The sequence below is a fragment of the Variovorax sp. CF313 genome, from assembly GCF_000282635.1.
Lineage (GTDB): Bacteria > Pseudomonadota > Gammaproteobacteria > Burkholderiales > Burkholderiaceae_C > Variovorax.
In genome coordinates, this window is the sequence record NZ_AKIW01000068.1 from 12707 (window position 1) to 33320 (window position 20614).

The 20614-nt window shown below is 67.2% G+C and carries 21 protein-coding genes and 2 riboswitches; of the genes, 6 read left to right on the top strand and 15 right to left on the bottom strand.

Annotated elements, in window-relative coordinates; translation table 11 throughout:
- Nucleotides 1-23: 23 nt before the first annotated feature.
- From gcvH to PMI12_RS16080, 9 genes are all read right to left on the bottom strand, one after another.
- Nucleotides 24-395: a glycine cleavage system protein GcvH gene (gene gcvH, locus PMI12_RS16040; protein WP_007834443.1), complete on the bottom strand. Its 372-nt coding sequence runs from the start codon at nt 393-395 to the stop codon at nt 24-26.
- A 44-nt stretch (nt 396-439) separates the two neighbouring features.
- A complete protein-coding gene (gcvT, locus tag PMI12_RS16045) occupies nt 440-1615 on the bottom strand; it encodes a glycine cleavage system aminomethyltransferase GcvT (RefSeq protein WP_042673556.1) in 1176 nt (391 codons plus the stop codon).
- Between the two features lie 47 nt (nt 1616-1662).
- Nucleotides 1663-1766: riboswitch (glycine riboswitch) on the bottom strand.
- 12 nt (nt 1767-1778) lie between these two features.
- A riboswitch (glycine riboswitch) is annotated at nt 1779-1869 on the bottom strand.
- 45 nt (nt 1870-1914) lie between these two features.
- The gene (locus PMI12_RS16050) at nt 1915-2322 is read right to left on the bottom strand and encodes a YkvA family protein (RefSeq protein WP_007834446.1); all 408 of its coding nucleotides are present in this window, start codon (nt 2320-2322) and stop codon (nt 1915-1917) included.
- A 45-nt stretch (nt 2323-2367) separates the two neighbouring features.
- Entirely contained in the window at nt 2368-2904 is a 537-nt protein-coding gene (locus tag PMI12_RS16055) for a hypothetical protein (protein WP_007834449.1), read from the bottom strand.
- A gap of 97 nt (nt 2905-3001) precedes the next feature.
- On the bottom strand, nt 3002-4294 hold the full coding sequence (locus tag PMI12_RS16060) for a TRAP transporter large permease (protein WP_007834451.1): 1293 nt from the start codon (nt 4292-4294) through the stop codon (nt 3002-3004).
- A 12-nt stretch (nt 4295-4306) separates the two neighbouring features.
- Nucleotides 4307-4819 (bottom strand): TRAP transporter small permease, encoded by a 513-nt coding sequence (locus PMI12_RS16065; protein ID WP_007834453.1) that lies wholly within the window; start codon nt 4817-4819, stop codon nt 4307-4309.
- 97 nt (nt 4820-4916) lie between these two features.
- Complete coding sequence (locus tag PMI12_RS16070; protein WP_007834455.1) at nt 4917-5894, bottom strand: TRAP transporter substrate-binding protein; 978 nt, start codon at nt 5892-5894, stop codon at nt 4917-4919.
- A gap of 44 nt (nt 5895-5938) precedes the next feature.
- Nucleotides 5939-6958 (bottom strand): D-erythronate dehydrogenase, encoded by a 1020-nt coding sequence (denD, locus tag PMI12_RS16075; RefSeq protein WP_007834457.1) that lies wholly within the window; start codon nt 6956-6958, stop codon nt 5939-5941.
- Nucleotides 6959-7074: 116 nt separating this feature from the next.
- Nucleotides 7075-8772, bottom strand: coding sequence for an electron transfer flavoprotein-ubiquinone oxidoreductase (locus PMI12_RS16080; RefSeq protein WP_007834459.1), 1698 nt, complete (start codon nt 8770-8772; stop codon nt 7075-7077).
- 122 nt (nt 8773-8894) lie between these two features.
- Between PMI12_RS16080 and PMI12_RS16085 the strand changes: the two genes are divergently transcribed.
- The 3 genes from PMI12_RS16085 to PMI12_RS16095 all read left to right on the top strand — a co-directional run bounded on the left by PMI12_RS16085 (nt 8895) and on the right by PMI12_RS16095 (nt 10947).
- Nucleotides 8895-9677 carry an SDR family oxidoreductase gene (locus PMI12_RS16085; RefSeq protein WP_007834461.1) on the top strand — a complete coding sequence of 261 codons (783 nt, stop codon included), beginning with the start codon at nt 8895-8897 and terminating at the stop codon, nt 9675-9677.
- 77 nt (nt 9678-9754) lie between these two features.
- Nucleotides 9755-10528, top strand: a complete 774-nt coding sequence (locus PMI12_RS16090; protein ID WP_007834463.1) for a DMT family transporter — start codon at nt 9755-9757, stop codon at nt 10526-10528.
- Complete coding sequence (locus tag PMI12_RS16095; RefSeq protein WP_007834465.1) at nt 10525-10947, top strand: acyl-CoA thioesterase; 423 nt, start codon at nt 10525-10527, stop codon at nt 10945-10947. Before PMI12_RS16090 ends, PMI12_RS16095 begins: the two co-directional genes overlap by 4 nt.
- Before the next feature lie 20 nt (nt 10948-10967).
- Here PMI12_RS16095 and PMI12_RS16100 read toward each other — a convergent pair whose 3' ends face one another.
- Nucleotides 10968-12320 (bottom strand): sensor histidine kinase, encoded by a 1353-nt coding sequence (locus tag PMI12_RS16100; RefSeq protein ID WP_007834467.1) that lies wholly within the window; start codon nt 12318-12320, stop codon nt 10968-10970.
- A complete protein-coding gene (locus PMI12_RS16105) occupies nt 12317-12991 on the bottom strand; it encodes a response regulator (protein WP_007834469.1) in 675 nt (224 codons plus the stop codon). The genes PMI12_RS16100 and PMI12_RS16105 overlap by 4 nt, the downstream gene beginning before the upstream one ends.
- A gap of 142 nt (nt 12992-13133) precedes the next feature.
- Here PMI12_RS16105 and PMI12_RS16110 point away from each other — a divergent pair, with 142 nt between their 5' ends.
- The 3 genes from PMI12_RS16110 to PMI12_RS16120 are packed head-to-tail and all read left to right on the top strand — an operon-like array spanning nt 13134 to nt 16213.
- Nucleotides 13134-13838 (top strand): phosphatase PAP2 family protein, encoded by a 705-nt coding sequence (locus PMI12_RS16110; protein ID WP_007834471.1) that lies wholly within the window; start codon nt 13134-13136, stop codon nt 13836-13838.
- A complete protein-coding gene (locus PMI12_RS16115) occupies nt 13825-14415 on the top strand; it encodes a phosphatase PAP2 family protein (RefSeq protein WP_007834473.1) in 591 nt (196 codons plus the stop codon). Before PMI12_RS16110 ends, PMI12_RS16115 begins: the two co-directional genes overlap by 14 nt.
- Nucleotides 14416-14461: 46 nt before the next feature.
- Entirely contained in the window at nt 14462-16213 is a 1752-nt protein-coding gene (locus tag PMI12_RS16120) for a phosphoethanolamine transferase (RefSeq protein ID WP_007834475.1), read from the top strand.
- 106 nt (nt 16214-16319) lie between these two features.
- Here PMI12_RS16120 and PMI12_RS16125 read toward each other — a convergent pair whose 3' ends face one another.
- The 4 genes from PMI12_RS16125 to PMI12_RS16140 form a co-directional block, all read right to left on the bottom strand.
- Nucleotides 16320-16901, bottom strand: coding sequence for a peroxidase-related enzyme (locus tag PMI12_RS16125; RefSeq protein WP_007834477.1), 582 nt, complete (start codon nt 16899-16901; stop codon nt 16320-16322).
- Nucleotides 16902-16977: 76 nt separating this feature from the next.
- Nucleotides 16978-18240, bottom strand: a complete 1263-nt coding sequence (locus PMI12_RS16130) for an HAD family hydrolase (protein ID WP_007834479.1) — start codon at nt 18238-18240, stop codon at nt 16978-16980.
- A gap of 193 nt (nt 18241-18433) precedes the next feature.
- Nucleotides 18434-19222 (bottom strand): ethanolamine ammonia-lyase subunit EutC, encoded by a 789-nt coding sequence (eutC, locus tag PMI12_RS16135; protein ID WP_007834489.1) that lies wholly within the window; start codon nt 19220-19222, stop codon nt 18434-18436.
- Nucleotides 19219-20613: an ethanolamine ammonia-lyase subunit EutB gene (locus tag PMI12_RS16140; protein ID WP_007834491.1), complete on the bottom strand. Its 1395-nt coding sequence runs from the start codon at nt 20611-20613 to the stop codon at nt 19219-19221. The genes eutC and PMI12_RS16140 overlap by 4 nt, the downstream gene beginning before the upstream one ends.
- Nucleotide 20614 lies beyond the last annotated feature (1 nt).

The following is a 20614-nucleotide window of genomic DNA, read 5'->3' on the forward strand; positions in this document are numbered from 1 at the left end:
GGTGGTCCGTGTTCAGCAGCGCATCAAGACTCGGCGGCGAACTTGTCGTACGAGGCCGCATCGAGCAGCGCGTCGAGCTGCGCCGGCTCACTCAGCTTGACCTTGAAGAACCAGCCGCCGGCCAGCGGGTCGCTGTTGGCGAGCGAGGGGTCGGCGCGCAGCGCTTCGTTCACTTCGGTGATCTCGCCCGACACGGGCATGAACACGTCGGCCGCGGCCTTGACCGATTCGACGACGCCGGCGACTTCACCCTGGGCAAAGGTCTTGCCGACTTCGGGCAGATCGACGAACACCACATCGCCCAGCGCGTCCTGCGCGTGCACGGTGATGCCGACGGTGGCCGCGCCGCCTTCGGCCGAGACCCATTCATGGTCCTTGGTGTACTTGATGCTCATGTAAAAAACTCCTCGTGGAAAAAATGATGATCGGGATGCGTAGCCTAGCCGCGGTAGTAGCGGGTGGGCACGAAAGGCATGGTCGAGACTTCCATCGGCACCGGCTTGCCGCGCACGATGGCCTGGATGCGCGTGCCCGGCTCGGCGAAGGCGGTGGCCACGTAGCCCATGGCGATGCAGCGGTCGGCGGTAGGGCCGAGCAGGCCGCTGGTGACGAGGCCGATGTCCTGGCCTTCGAAGGATTGCAGCACCGTGCCGTCGCGCACCGGAATGCGTTCGAGGGCAACGAGGCCCACGCGCTTGCGCTTCAGCGTGTCGTGGTCGGTGTGGCCTGCCGCGCCCACGGTGGATGCGGTGAGCTGCGCCAGGACCTTCGCTGCGCCCGGAAAGCCGCCAGCGCGCGCGCCGCCGGTGCGGCGCACCTTCTGCATCGCCCAGTTGAGCGAGGCCTCGACCGGCGTGGTGGTGGTGTCGATGTCGTTGCCGTACAGGCACAGGCCGGCTTCGAGCCGCAGCGAATTGCGCGCGCCCAGGCCGATGGGCTTGACCTCGGGCTGGGCCAGCAGCAGGCGGGCGAGGGCGTCGGCGTCCTTGGCGGCCACCGAGATCTCGAAGCCGTCCTCGCCGGTGTAGCCGCTGCGGGTGACGAAGGCGGGAATGCCGCCGATCTGCACTGCGCCGCCCGTCATGAACACGAAGCGCTCGACACCGGGCGACAGCCGCGCGAGTGTGGCGGCGGCCTGCGGGCCTTGCAGTGCGAGCAGGGCGTGGTCGGGCAGGGGCTGCACGTCGCAGCGGGCGCCGATCTTCTGCTGGATGTGCGCGATGTCGGCCACCTTGCAGGCCCCATTCACGATCACGAAGATCGAGCCGTGGCCTTCGTTGAAGAACATCAGGTCGTCGATGATGCCGCCCTCGTCGTTCAGCAGCAGGCCGTAGCGCTGCTTGCCGGCGGGCAGGTCGATCACGTCGACGGGCATCAGGGTTTCGAAGGCGGCTGCCGCATCGGGCCCGACGAGGCGCAGCTGTCCCATGTGGGAAATGTCGAACAGGCCGGCCGCATCGCGCGTGTGCTTGTGCTCGGCCATCAGGCCGGCGGGGTATTGCACGGGCATCGAATAGCCGGCGAAAGGCACCATGCGGGCGCCGAGCTCCAGATGGAGGTCGTACAGCGGCGTCTTGAGAAGAGGGGCGTCGGAGGGAGCGGAAGAAGCAGCCACGGGGCACTCCAAAGGGGCAGTCGAAATCCATGGCTGCAACGCCATGGGCCACCCCTGCTGTCCGCTTTACCTGAGAGATTCGCCCCACGATCGGGGTTTGCTCCTTCGGTGGGCCGTTACCTGGCAACGGCCTCTCTCCAGCAAGGAAACACCGGTGTCCACCAGTGCCTTGTCAGTCCTTTTGCCTGAGCGTTCGGGAATCCCCTGCGCCTTCGGCGGCCCCGGCGTGCGGGGCTCTCTCCTGACCCCGGCAAGTGTAGTGGATCGCGCAGCCCGCAGCCCCGGACTTGCCCTTCACCCTATCGCGACCACAGGCGCCACGCTGCGACGCCGACCGCGATCCACACGGCCACGACAAGCGCGGCGCCATACCGGCTGGTCGGCCTGGCGCCCGACTTCTGCATCCAGTCGTCGGCTTGCCGGCGGCACTCCGCGAGCACCGGCGGCGGAATCATCCGGATCGCAAGCCAGATCAGCCCCGGCAGCAGGAGAACGTCGTCGAGGTAGCCCAGGACCGGGATGAAGTCGGGAATGAGGTCGATCGGGCTGAGCGCGTAGGCGACCACGAGCATGCCCAGTGCCTTGGCATACCACGGGGTGGATGCATGCCTGCCGGCGAACCACAGCGTGACGCCGTCGCGCTTGACGCGCCGGGCCCAGGCGCGAAGCCGGTCGGACAGGGGCGGTTTTTCGGGGGCGGAGTTCACCTCGCGATGGTGTCACAGGCCGCGTTCGCGCCCGTGGTGCGCTCTTCAATGAACGATTTCGGCCGGCGGCAGCAGCCGGTCGATGCGCTCGCGCAGCGATTCGGCTCGCTCCACACCGGCGGTTTTCTCGATCTCGGTCAGCATCAGCGCGGCGATGGTCAGCATCGCCTCGCGGTCGCGCGCCTCGCGCAGCGCGTCGCGCATCTGCAGCGCGAACTTCGGGTCGCGCCGCACGAACATGCGCTCGCAGATGTCGAACAGGAACATGCGCGTGGTGGCCAGCGAGCGCTTGCCGTCGAAGGTATCGGCCGAGGTGGGGAGGCGGATCGGTTCGTTGGCGGGGATCGGCACGGGCTGGGCGGGTGCCGGTGCGTCCGCGGCTTGCGGGCTCTGCAGGTAGCCCCTCTGGATCAGCGCCCGGATCGCCAGCTCGGCTTCATGCCGGTCGGGGAACAGCGCGCTGAAGTCGGTCAGCGAGCGCCGGCCGTCGGCCATCAGCAGCAGGGCGCGCTCGCGCTGGCTGAGCGTGCGCTGTCCGCCCTGGAGTTCGTCGCGCGCCTTGTCGGTCTTGGTGGGAAACATGGCAGCCACAGCTTTGGGGAATCGATGGACACAGCATCGTTGCAAGCGGTGACATCTTTATTACCCGTTTTCCTCGCAGGGCCAATGGCCGCCGGCGCTACTTGAACCCGAGCGCGTGCGGCAGCCAGGTGCTCAGCGCCGGCACGAAGGTCAGTATCAGCAGCACCGCGCCGTGCGCCCAGAGGAAGGGCACCAGCTCCTTCACCAGCGCCGACATGGGTACCTTCGACACGTTGCACGTCACGAACAGCAGCCCACCCACCGGCGGCGTGATCATGCCCAGCGTGAGGTTGAAGATCACGATCATCGCGAAGTGCACCGGGTCCACGCCCAGCTTCACCGCCACTGGCGCGAGGATCGGCGCCAGCACCATCACGCCCGGCAGCGGCTCGATGAAGATGCCGAACAGCAGCAGGAAGATGTTGACGATGATCAGGAACATCCACGGCGAGAGGTTCATGCCGATGAGCCATTCGGCCATCTGCTGCGGAATGCCCTCGATGGTCAGGATCCACGCGAACGAGGCCGACAGGCCGATGATGATCAGCACCGAGGCCGACAGCAGGGCCGAGCGCGAAAGAATGTCGGGCAGCGCCTTCCATTCGAGCGTGCGGTAGATGAACTTGCCGCACACGAGCGCGTAGAACACCGCCACCACCGATGCCTCGGTGGGCGTGAACCAGCCCGCGCGCATGCCGCCGAGAATGACTACTGGCAGCAGGATCGCGGGAATCGCCTTCCACGTCGTCACCAGGATCTCGCGCAGCGGCGGCGTTTGCCCGTCGCCCTTGTAGTTGCGCTTCTTCGAGACGTGGAAGTTCACCAGGCACATCGCCACCGCGATCAGGATGCCCGGCAGGATGCCTGCTGCGAACAGCGTGCCGACCGAGACCGTCTCGTCCTGCAGCGCGTAGATGATCATGATGATCGAGGGCGGAATGATCGGCCCCACGATCGCGGTCGAGGCCGTGAGCGCCGCCGCGTAGGAGCGGTCGTAGCCGGCCTTGTCCATCATCTTGATGAGCATCGACCCCGGCCCCGCCGCGTCGGCCAGCGCCGAGCCCGAGATGCCCGAGAAGAAGGTCAGCGACACCACGTTGGTGTAGCCCAGACCGCCCCGGCGATGGCCCACGAACTGGCCCGCGAAGCGCAACAGCACCTCGGTGAGGGAGCCGCCGCTCATCAGCTCGGCCGCCAGGATGAAGAAGGGCACGGCCATCAGCGGAAAGCTGTCGATGCCGGTGAAGGTTTCCTTCAGCAGTACCATCAGCGGGTAGTTCTCCGCGAGGATCAGCGTGGTCACGGTGGAAAGGCCCAGCGCGAAAGCAACCGGCACGCCGATGGCCAGGAACACGCAGGCGGAAACGATCAGAACGAGGCTTGCATCCATGGTCGTTCCTCCTTACAGCGACGCGCTCGCGTTGGCGTCGAAGTGCGCGTCGGAGGCGAACTCGCGGTTCAGCACGTAGCCGCGCACCACCAGCAGCCAATGCACGACGAGCAGCACGCCGCCGAACAGCATCGCGCTGTAGATGTAGGCAAACGGAATCTGCGTGACGGCCGTGAGCTGGAACATCGTGCGCTGCATGTACAGCCAGCCGTACCACACCATGAAGCCGAAGAAAGCGAAGAGAAGCCCTGCCACCACGATGCGCAGCGCCACCGCGGCGGGGCGCGGCAGCGCGTCCTGCAGGTTCTCGACCGCGATGTGCCCGCCGTAGCGCAGCACCGGCCCGGCGCCCAGGAATGTGAGCCAGATCATCATGTGGCGCGACACCTCCTCTGCCCATTCGAGCGACTGGTTGGTGGTGTAGCGCAGCACGACGTTGGTGAAGATGATGACCGACATGGCGGCCAGCAGAAGAATCAGCGCCCAGCGGTTGGCGGCGAGAAAGTAGCGCTCGAAGGCTTGCACTTTGAGTTGTTCTCTGTTGTGTCGAGAGATGAAAAAACGAAGCGCCCGGCGCACTATCGCTAGCCGGGCGCGTTGCCGGAAGACCGGCGGGGCGGCGTTACTTGACGTCCGAAATCTTCTTGATGTTGTCCGCGCCGAATTCCTTGGCGTAGCTCACGTATGCCGGCTTCAGCGCCTCGCGGAAGGCCGCGCCGTCGACGGTGCGCGTGACCTTCATGCCGTCTTTCTCGAGCTGGGCGATGCCGTTGTTCTCGTCGTCGTTCACCTTCTTGCGCTGGGCGACGGAGGCCTTCTTCGCGGCTTCGACGAACACCTTCTTGTCGGCGTCCGAGAGCTTGTTCCACACCTTCGGCGACAGCAGCAGCAGCGCCGGCGAATACACGTGGCCCGTGAGCGAGAGGTGCTTCTGCACCTGCGAGAACTTCGATGCCAGGATCACCGGAATCGGGTTCTCCTGCCCGTCGACCGTGCCCTGCTGCAGCGCGCCGAAGAGTTCGGGGAAGGCCATCGGCGTGGGCAGGATGCCGAAGGTGCGGTAGCCGTCCATGTGCACCTTGTTTTCCATGGTGCGCATCTTCAGGCCCTTGGCGTCCTCGGGCTTGACGATGTCGCGTTTGCTGTTCGTCATGTGGCGGAAGCCGTTCTCCGTCCAGGCCAGCGCGACGATGCCCTTGCTCGGGAACTTGGTCAGGATGTCCTGGCCGATCGGGCCGTCCATCACCTTGCGCGCGTGGTCGTAGTCGCGGAACAGGAAGGGGATGTCGACGATCTTCACCTCGGGCACGAAGTTGCCCACCGGGCCGGTCGAGGTGTTGACCAGGTCCTGCGTGCCGAGCTGTATGGCCTCGATCTGCTCGCGCTCGCCGCCCAACGCCGAGTTGGCGAAGTGCTGGCACTTGTAGCGGCCTTGCGTGCCCTTCTCGATCTCTTCGCAGAACACCGTGGAGCCCACGCCGTAGTGCGACTCCTTGGAGGTCGCGTAGCCGATCTTCAGGACGGTCGGTTGTTGCGCATGGGCAGCGGAAGCGCCCAGGGCGAGCGAAAGGCAGGCGGCGGCGATGTGGCCGATTTTCATGATGTCTCCGGGGTTGAAGTCAGGTGCGCGTCAGGCGCCCCGGACTATGCAACACCGGAGAGCTTCACCGCGTCGGGATTTTCACGGACGTATTCGCGGATGACGGTCTCGAAGCTCTGGTCCGCCGACAGGCCCAGCGCCTTCGCACGCGCCGTTTCGATGCGCCCGGGCCAGGTCTTCACGATGCGCATGATCGTCGGATCGGGCGTGCGATCGAGCAGGGCGGTGGCGGCCTGGCCGGCCACGTGCTCCAGCGCGGCAGCCATCTCGCCCACCGTGGTGGCCAGCGAGGGCAGGTTCAGTGCGGTGCGCGGACCCCACTGCGCATCGCTCGCCTCGGCGGCGCGGATGATGCCCTCGATGGTGCGCGCCGGTGACGCGATGGCGACAGGCGTCGAATCGGGCACGGGGCAGGCCGCGCGCAGGCCGGCCAGCGGCTCGCGGATCATGCCGCTGAAGAAGCCCGAGGCCGCGCCGTTGGGTTTGCCCGGGCGTACGCTCACCGTCATGAGCCGCACGCTGCGCCCGCGCACGAAGCCCTTGCGCGTGAAATCGGCCACCAGCTGCTCGCCGATGAATTTCTGGATGCCGTAGCTGGTCTGCGGCGTGGGCAGCGTGTGGTCTTCGATGACCTTCGGCAGCGGCTGCTCGGGCGAATCGCCGAACACCGCGAGCGAGCTGGCGAACACCAGCACTGGCTTCGTGCCGAGCGCACGCACCCGTTCGAGCAACGCGTGCGTGGCTGCGAAATTGCTGCGCATGCCGAGGTCGAAGTCGGCCTCGCACTCGCCGCTCACGGCCGCGGCCAGGTGGAAGACGGCATCGGCTTCGCGCCAGACGGTCGCGTCTGCATCGGGCGAGAGTTGCGCGTTGAGGTCGCCCGTCACGGTGGCGATGCGCGCATCGGACGCGAGGTCGGCGGGCGCGCCCACGCGGTCGACCAGCGTGATGCGCTCGATCGGCCGGGCGGGTGCGCCGGCCAGCGAGAGGGGGCCTTGCTTCAACAGCGTGCGGGCGAGGCGAGCGCCCAGAAAACCGGCGCCGCCGGTGATGACGATGTGCATGGGTTTTGTCTCCTGTGAGCCGCCAGAATACGCGAGGCTCCGGCAACACGAAGCGCAGCGGAGAGCCGAAACGAAAAAGCCCTCCGAAGAGGGCTCGCCGACGAGGCAAGGAGGCCTTACATGCCCACGTAGTTCGGCCCGCCGCCGCCTTCGGGCGTGACCCACACGATGTTCTGCGTCGGGTCCTTGATGTCGCAGGTCTTGCAGTGCACGCAGTTCTGCGCATTGATCTGCAGGCGCTGCTTGCCGTCCTCGGTGCCCACGAACTCGTACACGCCGGCCGGGCAGTAGCGGCTTTCGGGGCCGGCGAACTTGGCGAGGTTGATGTTGACCGGCACCGTCGCGTCCTTCAGCGTCAGGTGGGCCGGCTGCTGCTCTTCATGGTTGGTGTTGCTGATGAACACGCTGGAGAGGCGGTCGAAGGTGAGCTTGCCGTCCGGCTTCGGATAGACGATGGGCTTGCACTCCGAAGCGGGCTTCAGGTAGAGGTGGTCGGGCTTGTTGCGGTGCAGTGTCCATGGAATGTGGCCCTTGAGCAGCCACTGCTCGATGCCGTTCATGAAGGTCGCGATACCCAGGCCCTTCTTGAACCAGGCCTTGAAGTTGCGCGCCTTGTTCAGCTCGGTGTAGAGCCAGCTCTTCTCGAACGCGGCCGGGTAGGCCGTGAGTTCGTCGTGCTGGCGGCCGGCCTGCACCGCCTCGAAGGCGGCTTCGGCGCACAGCATGCCGGTCTTGATGGCGGCGTGGCTGCCCTTGATGCGGCTCACGTTGAGGTAGCCGGCCTCGCAGCCGACCAGCGCGCCGCCCGGGAACACCGTCTTGGGCAGCGACATCAGGCCGCCGGCCGTGATGGCGCGCGCGCCGTAGCCGATGCGCTTGGCCGGCTTGATGCCCTGGGCCTCGTCGCCTTCGAGGTACCAGCGGATGTTGGGGTGCAGCTTCCAGCGCTGCATTTCCTCGAACGGGCTCAGGTAGGGGTTGCTGTAGTCCAGGCCGGTGATGAAGCCCATCGTGACCTTGTTGTCCTCCATGTGATAGAGGAAGGCGCCGCCATAGGTGTCGCTCTTCATGGGCCAGCCGGCCGTGTGCAGCACGAAGCCGGGCTGGTGGCGCTTGGGGTCGATCTCCCACACTTCCTTCACGCCGAGGCCGTAGGTCTGCGGGTCCTTGCCGGCGTCGAGCTTGTACTTCGCGATGAGCTGGCGGCCGAGGTGGCCGCGCGCGCCTTCGGCGAACACGGTGTACTTGCCCAGCAGCTCCATGCCGAGCTGGAAGTTCTCGGTCGGTTCGCCGTCCTTGCCCACGCCCATGTTGCCGGTGGCCACGCCGCGCACCGAACCGTCTTCGTTGTAGAGCACTTCCGCCGCGGGGAAGCCCGGGAAGATTTCGACGCCCATGTTCTCGGCCTGCTGCGCCAGCCACTTGGTGAAGGCGCCGAGGCTGATGATGTAGTTGCCGTGGTTCTGGAAGCAGGCCGGCAGGAACAGGTTGGGGGTGCGCAGGCCCGACTTCTCGCCGAGGAACACCATCGCGTCGTCGGTCACGGGCTGGTTGAGCGGCGCGCCGAGTTCCTCCCAGTCGGGCAGCAGCTCGTTGAGCGCGCGCGGGTCCATGATGGCGCCCGAGAGGATGTGCGCGCCGGGCTCCGAGCCCTTTTCGAGCACCACGACCGAGATCTCCTTCTCGTGCTGCGCGGCCAACTGCTTGAGCCGGATCGCGGTCGAGAGGCCGGCCGGGCCGCCGCCGACCACGACCACGTCGTATTCCATGGCTTCGCGAGGGCCGAACTGGGCGAGGATTTCGTCGTGGGTCATGTGGGTTGGGTCGATAATGATTTTTCGAGGCGCGGGGCATTTTATGCGGCGTCCACGGGCGGTCCGTGTCACTCGCGGACGGGCCTGTTTCGTCACCTGCGCGACTCCACAGGATCCAGTCCATGGCTTACAGCATCGATCTTTCCGGCCGCGTGGCCTTCGTCACCGGCGCCTCCAGCGGGCTCGGCGCCCAGTTCTCGAAAACCCTGGCGCGCGCCGGTGCCGCCGTGGTGCTGGCCAGCCGCCGCGTCGAGAAGCTCAAGGAGCTGCGCGCCCGCATCGAAGGCGAGGGCGGCGACGCCCACGTGGTCGAGCTCGACGTGACCGACATCGGCAGCATCAAGGCCGCGGTCGCGCGTGCGGAGACCGAGGTCGGCCCCATCGACATCCTGGTCAACAACTCGGGCGTGAGCACCACGCAGCGCCTGCAGGACGTGACGCCCGACGACTACGACTACATCTTCGACACCAACGTGAAGGGCTCCTTCTTCGTCGCGCAGGAAGTCGGCAAGCGCATGCTGGCGCGCGCCACGGGCACGGCACCGGGCACCTACATCGGCGGGCGGATCATCAACATCGCCTCGTCGGCGGCGCTCAAGGTCATGCCGCAGATCGGCACGTATTGCATGAGCAAGGCCGCGGTGGTGCAGATGACCAAGGCCATGGCGCTCGAGTGGGGCCGCTTCGGCATCAACGTGAACGCGCTGTGCCCGGGCTACATCGCGACCGAACTCAACGAGGAGCACTGGACCACCGAGGCAGGCGCCAGGCTGGTCAGCATGCTGCCGCGCAAGCGCGTGGGCAAGCCCGAGGACCTGGACGGCCTGATCGTGCTGCTGGCCAGCGGCGAGAGCCATTTCGTGAACGGTGCCGTCATTGCGGCCGACGACGGGTTCGCGCTCTGAGTCCGCGGGCCTGGACCGGCATTGCCGCCGGCCTGGGCGCGGGTGCGCTCTGGGGGCTGGTGTTCGTAGCGCCGCGCATGGTGGGCCAATTCGGCATGGTCGACATCACCGCCGCGCGCTGGCCGAACGGTCGGCAGGCGCTCGCGGCGCTGGGGCTCAGCGTGCTGGGCTTCAGCGGCTACTACCTGCTGCTCGCCTTCGGCATCGCGGCAGCCGGCACCGAGGTGCCGAGCCTCGTCATCGGCACGATCCCTGTCTGGATGATGCTGCTGGGCCGGCCCGCGGGCCTGCACATGCGGGCCTTGCTGCCCGGGCTGCTGCTCACGGGCGCGGGCATGGCACTCATGATCTGGGGCGCCTGGTCGGCGCACGGCGGCGCGGGCAGTGGTGCTGGCGCGCGCTTCGGCGGGGGCATTGCGCTGGCGCTGTGCTCGATGGTGAGCTGGACGGTCTACGGCTTGCTCAACGCCGCCTGGCTGCAGCGGCACCGCGAGGTGCACGCGGCCGACTGGGCCAACTGGCTCGGCATTGCCACCGGCCTCGGGGCCTTGCTGCTGTGGGCGGCGGCGGGCAGCGATGTCGCCACGCTGCGGTCGCAGCCCGACGGCATGCTGTTCATCTGGATCGCACTGGCGAGCGGTTTCGGTTCGTCGTGGCTTGCGACCATCCTGTGGAACGTCGCGAGCCAGCGGCTGTCTGCGAGCCTGTGCGGCCAGCTGATCGTCAGCGAGACGCTGTTCGCATTGCTCTATTCCTTCCTCTGGGACGGCCGCTGGCCGCTGGCCACCGAATGGCTGGCGGCCTTGCTGTTCGTCCTGGGCATCCTCGCATCCATCAAGGCCCACCGATGAGAATCGAAATCCCCGAAAAGAAGAAGCTCGTGTACGAAATGTCGATCCCCATCCGCTGGGGCGACATGGACGCCATGGGCCACCTGAACAACGGCACCTACTTTCGCTATCTCGAAACCGCGCGCATCGACTGGATCCGCTCGATCGGTGTCGAGCCCGCGCCGGGCGGCGAGGGCATGGTGATCGTCAATGCCTTCTGCAACTTCTACCGGCAGATCGAATACCCGGGCAACGTGCGGATCAAGATGTACGTGAGCGACCCGGGGCGCACCACCTTCGAAAGCTGGGCCACCATGGTCCGCGAAGACGCGCCCGACGTGGTCTGCGCGGCCGGCGGCGCAACCACCATCTGGGTCGATTTCCCGAAGCAGAAGGCGCTGGCGCTGCCCGACTGGCTGCGCACGCTGGTGAGCGACTGAGCAGGAGCCGCTGACGCAGCTCAGGCCGGCTGCAGCACGATGCGAGCCTCGAAGCCATGCGCCGCGGCCGCCGGCGGCGACGAGAGTTCGAGCCTCGCGCCGTGCTTCTCGACGATGGTGCCCACGATCGAGATGCCCAGGCCGTAGCCGGCGCGATCGGAGCTGTGGCGCACATGGCGCTCGCGCAGGGTTTCGAGCTGCGCGGGGTTCACGCCGGGGCCGAAGTCGCGCACGGCAAGGGTGCAGGGCGCCGTCACCTCGACGACGACGCGGCCACCCCCGTAGCGCAGCGCGTTCTCCACCAGGTTGCGCAGTGCGATCGCGAGTGCGTCGAAGTCGCCGAGGGCCAGGGGGGTGGCGCTGTCGGGCACCTTGAGCACGAGGCGCTCGGTGTTGCGCGGGTCTTGCCAGAAGTCCTGCGCCACGGCGCCGGCGAGCTGCACCAGGTCGACCCGCGTGCGTGTGAGCGAGGCGCCCGATTCCGCGCGCGACAGCTGCAGCAGCTTCTCGGTGCGGTGGCTGAGGGTGCGCAGCGCATCGAGCGCGGCCTGCACGTCGTTGCGCTGCAGGTCGTGTTCGAGCGCGGTCTGCAGCCGCAGGCGGGCGGCGGCAAGCGGTGTTCGCAGTTCGTGCGCGGCGTTGGCCGCCAGCGCGCGCTCCACGTCGAGCGAGTGCGACAGGCGCTCCAGCAGCCGGTTGACGTGGTCGCCGACGGTGCGCAGCTCCCTCGGCAGGCCGGGCAGGGCGATCGGGCTCAGGTCGGCGCCGCTGCGTTTCTCGATCTCACCGGCCAGCTCCTGCAGCGCCCGCAGCTCGGCACGCGCCACGTTGCGCAACACCAGCGCGAGCAGCGGCAGCACCGCGACGAGCGGAATGATCAGGCCGAAGAGCGTGCGGTTCAGGGCATGGCGGCGTTCGTCGAGCGGGTCCGCCACCTGGAAGAACAGGCCCAGCGTCGGATGGCGCACGGTGTAGATGCGCCAGCTCGGGTTGTTCGCGAAGCCGGCGGCCAGCGGCACATCGAAGGTGTCCGCGGGCGCTTCGGCGGAGCGCAGCAGTACGTGTTCGTGCAGGTCGACGATCTGGTAGATCACCGCGTCCTCGGAGAACAGCTGCTTGGGCGCGATCAGCGGTTCGCGCGGCGGCTCCTGTCTGGGGTGCTGCAGCTTTTCCAGTTCCTGCACGGCCATCGCGAACATGCGGTGCGAAACTTCGACCATTTCGTTGTCGAAGTTGTGGTTGATCTCGCGGTCCACATACCAGACCACGGCGAACACGCACAGCAGCCACACGCCGCCGACCCAGAGGATCAGCGTGCGGGTCAGCCGGCCCGCGAGCGTGTCGCGGCCGGCCACGAGCTTGTTCAGGCTCATTCGTCGTCGTCCGCCGAGAACGACAGGCGATAGCCGAGGCCGCGCAGCGTCTGGATGTGGTTGCGCCCTAGCTTGCGGCGCAGGCGGCTGATGAAGACCTCGAGCGTGTTGCTGTCGGCCTCGTCGCCGAAGCCGTAGAGCGCATCGGCAAGGTTCTCGCGCGTGTGGATGCGCTCGGGTCGCGTGGCCATGACGCGCAGCAGCGCCCATTCCTTCTGCGTCAGCGTGATCGGCGAGCCGTCCTTGCGCACCATGTCGTGCGCCAGGTCGATCTCGAGCGTGCCGAGCTGCAGCACCGGCGAGCTGCTCGCGCTGCGGCGGCGCTCGACCGCGCGCAGGCGCGCCAGCAGCTCGGCGGGGTCGTAGGGCTTGATGAGGTAGTCGTCGGCGCCGGCATCCAGGCCGCGGATGCGGTCGGTCACCTGGTCGCGTGCCGTCAGCACGATGACGATGGGGCGCTCGGGCAGGGCGCGCACCTGCGGCAGCAGCGAGAGGCCGTCGCCGTCGCCCAGGTGCAGGTCGAGCAGCACGGCCGCGTATTGCACCGAAAGCAGGGCGCCGCGGGCGTCGGCCAGGCTCGAAGCCACGTCGACCACGAAGGCCTTGGCCAGCAGGTAGCTGCAGACGGCATCTGCCAACGCAGTGTCATCTTCGACCAGCAATATGCGCACGCCATGTCCTTCCAACAAAAAATGGAGTCTAGCGCTGCCCGGTTGCACGGGGCCTGCCAGTCAGGTTCGGTTCATCTTGCTTCAGGCTGGGTTCATTCCGCGAACGTAGGCTCGCGTCTGTTTTTCAGTCCCGCCTTCGTTCATGACACGTTTCCCGCTATTTCGCCTGGGGGTCCTGACCCTTTTTGCACTGGTTGCACTGATGGCATGGGACGCGACGGGGGCAGACCTGGTGCTGGCGCGCATGGCAGGTTCGCACATGGGTTTTCCCTTGCGCGACAACCCTTTCATGGTTCACGTGATGCATGAGGGCGCCCGGAACCTGAGCTGGGCGCTCGTGATCGCATTGTTCGCCGCAATCCGGTGGCCGTTCGGCTTCCTGCGCCGCCTGAGCACCGGGGGCCGCGCCCAGCTGGCGCTCACGGTGCTGGCCTCGGTGATCGCCGTCAGCGTGCTCAAGCATGCCAGCCAGACCAGCTGCCCGTGGGACCTGCAGGAGTTCGGCGGCGTTGCACGGTATGTGTCGCACTGGTCGTGGGGCGTCAACGATGGCGGGCCGGGCGGGTGTTTTCCTGCCGGCCATGCGTCTGCGGCCTTTGCCTACGTGGGCGGGTACTTCGTGCTGCGCCGGGTGTCGTCCCGTGCGGCGGCGATCTGGCTGGGGGTGTCCGTGGTTGCGGGGTTCGTGCTGGGCGCGTCGCAGCAACTGCGCGGCGCCCATTACATGAGCCACACCCTCTGGACCGCTTGGGTCTGCTGGGTGGTGGGCTTCGTCATCGAGGCGGCGGTGACTCGCTTCAAATCGCGCATGCTGAAGCCGGCGATGCCCGCACATGCAGGATCTTGATTTCGCACTGTTCAGGCTGATCAACGCGGACCCTTCGGTGCCGGCGTGGAGCCTGCGTGTCGCCGAGTTCTCCTCCAACCTGCTGCCGGCCCTGCTGACGCTCGCCATCGGGGTCTGCGCGCTGTTCAGCCGGCGCTGGCGCCATGCGCTGTTCACGGTGCTGGTGAGCGTGCTGGCCGTGTGGTTGATCGTGAACATGATCCGCACGCTGATGCCGGTTCCCCGGCCTGCGTTCTATGGCCTTGGCATCCAGTGGGTGCCCCAGGGCGTGCGGCCCGGCTTTCCGAGCCTGCATGCGGCCGGAACCTTTGCCGCCGCCTTTTCGCTCTGGTGCCTGCCTTCCCGCGCAGCCATGCTGGCGGCGCTGCTGGTGGCTGTTGTGGTGGCATGGAGCCGGGTGTTCCTGGGCCTGCATTTTCCCTCCGATGTCGTCGTGGCGGCGGTGCTGGGCGCGGTGGTGTCGGTCATTGTGGAGCGCGGCGTCAGCCGGCCGCTGGGCCTGGCCGCTTCCGGCGTGCTCATGGCGCGCAGGCGCGCGAAGATGCGCCTGCGCCGGGCCAGCCTGAACACCGACTGAAGGGGCAATTCAGGCTCGCTTCAGGCGGACTCGCTACATTCGCCGCATGTCTGTTTCGCGAATCGAGCCCGCACCCCTGCAGCGGGCGAGCACTTCTGACCCCAAAACGCCGCACTCACCCGCCTCCGGTACGTCGTGGGAGCGCTTCAACCTGTGGTTGAAGCAGCCGCGTTCGGCCGCCGTGCTCGTTCTTTGGCTCAGCCTCTACCTCGTATTGACCACCAACTGGCCGCTGTGGAACGAGCTGGCCCGTATCGGCGGTGCGCCGAGCACCTACATGTCCACCATCGTGGCCATGAGCCTGCTCACGCTGTGCGGCTCGGCGGCCATGCTGTCGCTGACCGCCTGGTCGCGCTGGATGAAGCCGCTGTGGCTCGCCGTGGTCGTGCTGGCCGCGGTGGTCCAGCACTACATGCTCCAGTACCGCGTGGTGATGGACCCGACCATGATCGCCAACGCGCTGCAGACCGATCCGAACGAGGCGCGCGATCTGCTGAGCTGGCGCATGGCCTTCAACGTCGGCGTGGTGGTCCTGCCTGCGGCCTGGCTGCTGTGGCGGGTGCGCGTCACGCCGATGCGCTTTCTGTCGAAGCTCTGGCGCAACGCCGCGCTGTTGCTGCTGTCGGTGCTCGTCGCGCTGGGCGCGGCGGTGTCCATGAACCGCGAGCTGGCGCCGCTGATGCGCAACAACGTTCATCTGCGCTACATGATGAACCCCATCGCGACGCTCTATTCCACGGGCTCGCTGTTCATCAAGCCGCTGTTCAAGCGCAGCGGCAAGCTGATTCCGATCACTGCCGGCACGGCGCTGGGCGCCAGCTATGCGGCTCAGACCAAGCCACCGCTGTTCGTGGTGGTGGTGGGCGAGACGGCTCGCGCCGACCACTTCGCCTTGAATGGCTATGCGCGCGACACCACGCCCGAACTCGCCAGGCGCGGTGTGCTGAGTTACCGCGAGGTGCATTCCTGCGGCACCAACACGCTGGCCTCCGTGCCGTGCATGTTCTCGCCGCTGGGCAAGGAAGGCTACGAATCGCGCAAGGACGACTACGAGACACTGGTCGACGTGCTGCAGGCTGCGGGCCTGGCCGTTTTCTGGCTGGACAACCAGGCCGGCTGCAAGGGTGTGTGTGTCCGCGTGCCGAACGCCTCGGCCTTCGAAGGCCTCGATGCCGCCACCAAGAAGGCGCTGTGCGACGGCGACGAATGCCTCGACGACGTGATGCTCAAGGGCCTCGACGAGCGCATTGCCGCGCTACCGGCCGAGCGCCGCGCCAAGGGTGTCGTGCTGGTGATGCACCAGATGGGCAGCCACGGCCCGGCCTACTACAAGCGCTCGGCGCCCGACGTGAAGCGCTTCCTGCCCGAGTGCAAGACCAATGCGCTGGCCGAGTGCGGCCACGCCGAGCTCATGAACGTGTACGACAACTCGATCGTGCAGACCGACCGCTTCCTAGGCCAGACCATCGACTGGCTCAAGGCCCAATCGAAGCAGTACGACCCGGCGATGCTGTACGTGAGCGACCACGGCGAGTCGCTCGGCGAATACGGCCTGTTCCTGCACGGCGTGCCGTACAGCTTCGCGCCCGAGGCGCAGAAGCACGTGCCGATGGTCACGTGGTTCAGCGAAGGCATGAGCCAACGGCGCAAGCTTTCGCGTTCGTGCATGGAGGCGGGGCTCGACACGCCGCTCACCCACGACAACCTGTACCACACGGTGCTGGGCGTGATGGACGTCGCCACGCCCACCTACAAGCCGGCGCTGGATGCACTGGCTTCTTGTCGCGGTAAGGGCTGAGCTTCTATCGGAGCTTGCCTGCGGTTGATGGCCCAGGGACATTCGCGCAGGGGACTACCCGGTGCCCTGTGCACACGCCCTGAACGGACCCCGCATCAAATCAGGCTCACTTCTTCTCGCGCGGCAGCCGCCCCATCAGGAAGAACTCGTTGTTCGGCTGCATGCCGCTGAAGCTCGCCAGCCGGTTGCTCAGGCCGAAGAAGGCGGTGATGGCCGCGATATCCCAGATGTCCTCGTCGTCGAAGCCGTGCGCGTGCAGCGGCGGGAAGTCGCTGTCGTCGATCTCGTGCGAGCGCTCGCAGACCTTCATCGCAAAGTCGAGCATGGCGCGCTGGCGCGGCGTGATGTCGGCCTTGCGGTAGTTCACCGCCACCTGGTCGGCCACCAGCGGCTTCTTCTCGTAAATGCGCAGCAGCGCGCCATGCGCCACAACGCAGTACAGGCATTTGTTGGCCGCGCTGGTGGTGGTGACGATCATCTCGCGGTCGCCCTTGGTGAGCGAGCCTTCTTCCTTGAGCATCAGCGCATCGTGGTACGCGAAGAAGGCGCGCCACTCGGCCGGCCGGCGTGCGAGGGCGAGGAACACGTTGGGCACGAAGCCCGCCTTTTCCTGCACGGCGAGGATCGCGGTGCGGATGTCTTCGGGCAGGTCTTTCAGTTCGGCGAGGGGATAGCGTTCTGCGGCCATGTTGTCTCCGGTGCGGGTTGCTTTGATGGAGCCATCATAGGCAAGCCGCACCGCAGACGTGGAACCGCTCCTTCTCCTACTTGAGTGCCTTGCCCTGCGTCGCACCCAGCGGCGTGTGCAATTGCGACGGCACCCACTCGCCGGTGTTGTCGTTGCGCCCCTGCAGCAGATAGCGCGTGTCGGCCTTGCCGTAGTTCTGCACCGCCATCGCCGAGAACTTGCCGATGTCGGTCTTCGGGTCGCGCAGGCGGTTCACGATCAGCACCTTCTTCGTGTCGGCGAAGTCGGCCATCATGTTCTGGTCGCCTTCGCTGTCGCCGGCCACGAAGCTCGGGCCGTAGCCGTACTTGGCGACCAGGAAGCGCTGGATGTTCTTCGTCTTGCCCGGGCCCTGCGTCTGGTCGTAGCCGCGGCGGAACTCGGGCTGGATCACGCCATTGGCATCGCGCTCCAGTTCCATCGCGAGCACGCGCTCGGGCGGGTTGTTGTAGCCGAAGGCGGGGTTCGACGAGATTTCCTTGATGACATCGACGAACGAGGCCGAGCACACCCACACGTCGAAGCCCGCGTTGCGGAAGGCGGCGTACAGCGCCTGTATCTCGGGTTGCAGCCGCAGGCCGTTCTTCCAGCTCACCGACACCACACCGGCGCGGCCCGGCAGGGCTGCGGGCGACGTCCACTTGACCTTGACGATCGGCTCCTTCAGCTGCCATGCCACCGTGTCGGCCGTGAGCTTGCGCACCTGCGCCTCGGTCATGCCGGCGAAGAGGTAGGTCACCCACGGGTAGGCCGTGTCGTGGTCAAAGGTGTCGCCGATGGCTTCGTAGAGATAGCGCACCTTGGCGGTGAACGCGATGTAGTGCGGATTCAGCTTCACGGCCGCCAGCGGCTGGCTGCCCTTGAGGCCGGCATAGTTCTGATAGAGCCAGGTGTAGCTGGCCACGATGTCGGGCACCACCAGGTCGATGTTGACCGACCCGCCGGCCGCGTTGTTGAACGGCGGGAGGAAGTCTTTCTTCGGAATGTTCTTGCGCAATGCCACCTCGAGCTGCGCGGGCGTGGCGCCGAACACCAGGTTCTCGAGCTGGTAGATCAGCGAGGCTTCCTCGATGTCGAGGAAGACGCTGGTGTTGTCCCAGTCGAAGACGACGTAGGGCGGCCTGGCGGCGTTGTAGCCGGGGCTGTCCTTGCCGAGGCCGGCGATCAGGCCTTCGATCTGCGCGCGGTTGAAGGCGTCCCAGTGGCCGGGCGACAAGCCCTTGGCGGGCGAGAGGCTGGCGCAGCCGGTGGCGACGAGCGCGGTGGCGAGGGGGGTAAGGAGAATGAGGCGGCGTTGCATGCGTTCCCTGTTGTTGTGCGGTGTGGATGGGAAGCACCAAGCGTATGCGGCGCTGGTGACACTTCCGCGTCGACCTACGCATCAGCCGTGCCAGCCCACCGCATGAGCTCACGCTTGCCTCCTGCCGCCTCGACGCTCGCCGCGGCCCGCCGATCTCCACGCCAGCTTCGACACGCCGGGAATTGGAAGGCGTCTAGCCGGGCAGCCCCGGCCTCACCGCACCGGGTTGCTTCAGCACTGCGAGATCGCTCTCGTCCTTGAGCCCGACGCCGGTCAGCCCGCGGCGCAGGGATTCGCGCATCAGCCATGCCAGCTTGAACGCGGCGGTTTCATAGGACAGGCCTTCGGGCCGCACATTGGAGATGCAGTTGCGCTCGGCGTCGTGCCGGCCGCGCTTGGGCGAATGCGTGAGGTAGATGCCGAGGCTGTCGGGCGAGCTCAGGCCGGGGCGCTCGCCGATCAGCATGACGGAGAGCGCCGCGCCGAACAGCTCGCCCACCTCGTCGGCCAGCGCCACGCGTGCCTGCGTGGCGATGACCACCGGGGCGAAACTGGTGTCGGCCGGCAGGTGCGAGCGCAATGCGGCCAGCAGCGGCGCCGCATGGCGGGCGACAGCGAGCGAGGAGAGCCCGTCGCCGATCACGACGCAGACATCGCAGCCGTAGCGGCCGTCGACGAGCAGGCGCGTGGCGTCGTCCTCGTCGAGCTGCCGGCCGAGGTCGGGGCGGCGCAGGTATTCGGTGCGGTCCGCTGCACGGCTGCGTGCGCGCGCCACCTCCCAGTGCTGCGATCGCAATGCGGCTTCGAGCGCATCGACGTCGAGCGCGGCATGGATGGCATCGCGTGCCATCGCATGTGCCCAGCCGAAGCGCAGCGTCTCGTCGGTCGGCATGCCTGCGCCGGCGCGGCCCAGCGCCAGCCGCGCGGGCGTGGCCGAGCGCCATTGCGCCCAGGGGTTGGGTGTGACCGGTGAATCGCTCATGACGCGAGCGCGGACAGCCCGCTCATGTCGGCCAGCAGCCGGTTGGCAGCAGGCGGCGCCAGTTGCCCGGCCGCGTTGGTGATCTGCATGCGCTGCAGCCAGGCCTCGAATTCGGGCGCGCGCTTCAGGCCCAGCGTTTCGCGCAGGAAGAGCGCGTCGTGGAAGGAGGTGCTCTGGTAGTTGAGCATCACGTCGTCCGCGCCCGGGATGCCCATGATGAAGTTGATGCCCGCCGTGCCCAGCAGCACGAGCAGCGTGTCCATGTCGTCCTGGTCGGCCTCGGCGTGGTTGGTGTAGCAGATGTCGCAGCCGATGGGCAGGCCCAGCAGCTTGCCGCAGAAGTGGTCCTCGAGCCCGGCGCGGATGATCTGCTTGCCGTCGTACAGGTACTCCGGCCCGATGAAGCCGACTACCGTGTTGATGAGGAAGGGCTTGTAGCGCCGCGCCAGCGCATAGGCGCGCGCCTCGCAAGTCTGCTGGTCGACACCGAAGTTGGCATTGGCCGAGAGCGCGCTGCCCTGGCCGGTCTCGAAGTACATGACGTTGTCGCCGATGGTGCCGCGCTTGAGCGACAGCGCCGCGGCATAGGCCTCGTCGAGCAACTCGGGCGTCACGCCGAACGAGAGGTTGGCCTTCTCGGTGCCCGCGATCGACTGGAACACCAGGTCCACCGGCGCGCCGGCCTCGGCGAGCTTGAGCGTGTTGGTCACGTGCGTGAGCACGCAGCTTTGCGTGGGAATCTCGAAGCGCTGGATCACCTCGTCGAGCATGCGAAGCAACTGGCCCAGCACGGGCATGCTGTCGGAAGCGGGGTTGAGGCCGATCACCGCGTCGCCCGCGCCGTAGAGCAGCCCGTCGAGCGTGGAGGCCGCCACGCCGCGCAGGTCGTCGGTCGGGTGGTTGGGCTGCAGCCGCACGGCCAAGTGGCCGGGCAGCCCGATGGTGTCGCGAAAGCGCGTGACCACGCTGCATTTCTTCGCGACCGATACCAGGTCCTGGTTGCGCATGAGCTTGGACACGGCCGCGACCATCTCGGGCGTGAGGCCCGGTGCCAGCGCGGTGAGCGTGGCGGTGGTGGCCGCTTCGGACAGCAGCCAGTTGCGCAAGTCGCCGACCGTGAGATGCGCGACCGGCGCGAACGCCTGCGCGTCGTGGCCGTCGATGATGAGGCGCGTGATGTTGTCGCTCTCGTATGGAATCAATGCTTCGGTCAGGAACTGCCTGAGCGGCGTCTCGGCCAGCACGTGGCGCGCGGCCATGCGTTGCTGCGCGGTGGCCGCGCCGATGCCCGCGAGGTAGTCGCCCGAACGCGCCGGGCTCGCGAAGGCCATGACCTGCCGCAAGTCGTCGAAGGCGAAGACATGGCTGTCGATGGTGGTGCGGTACAGCATC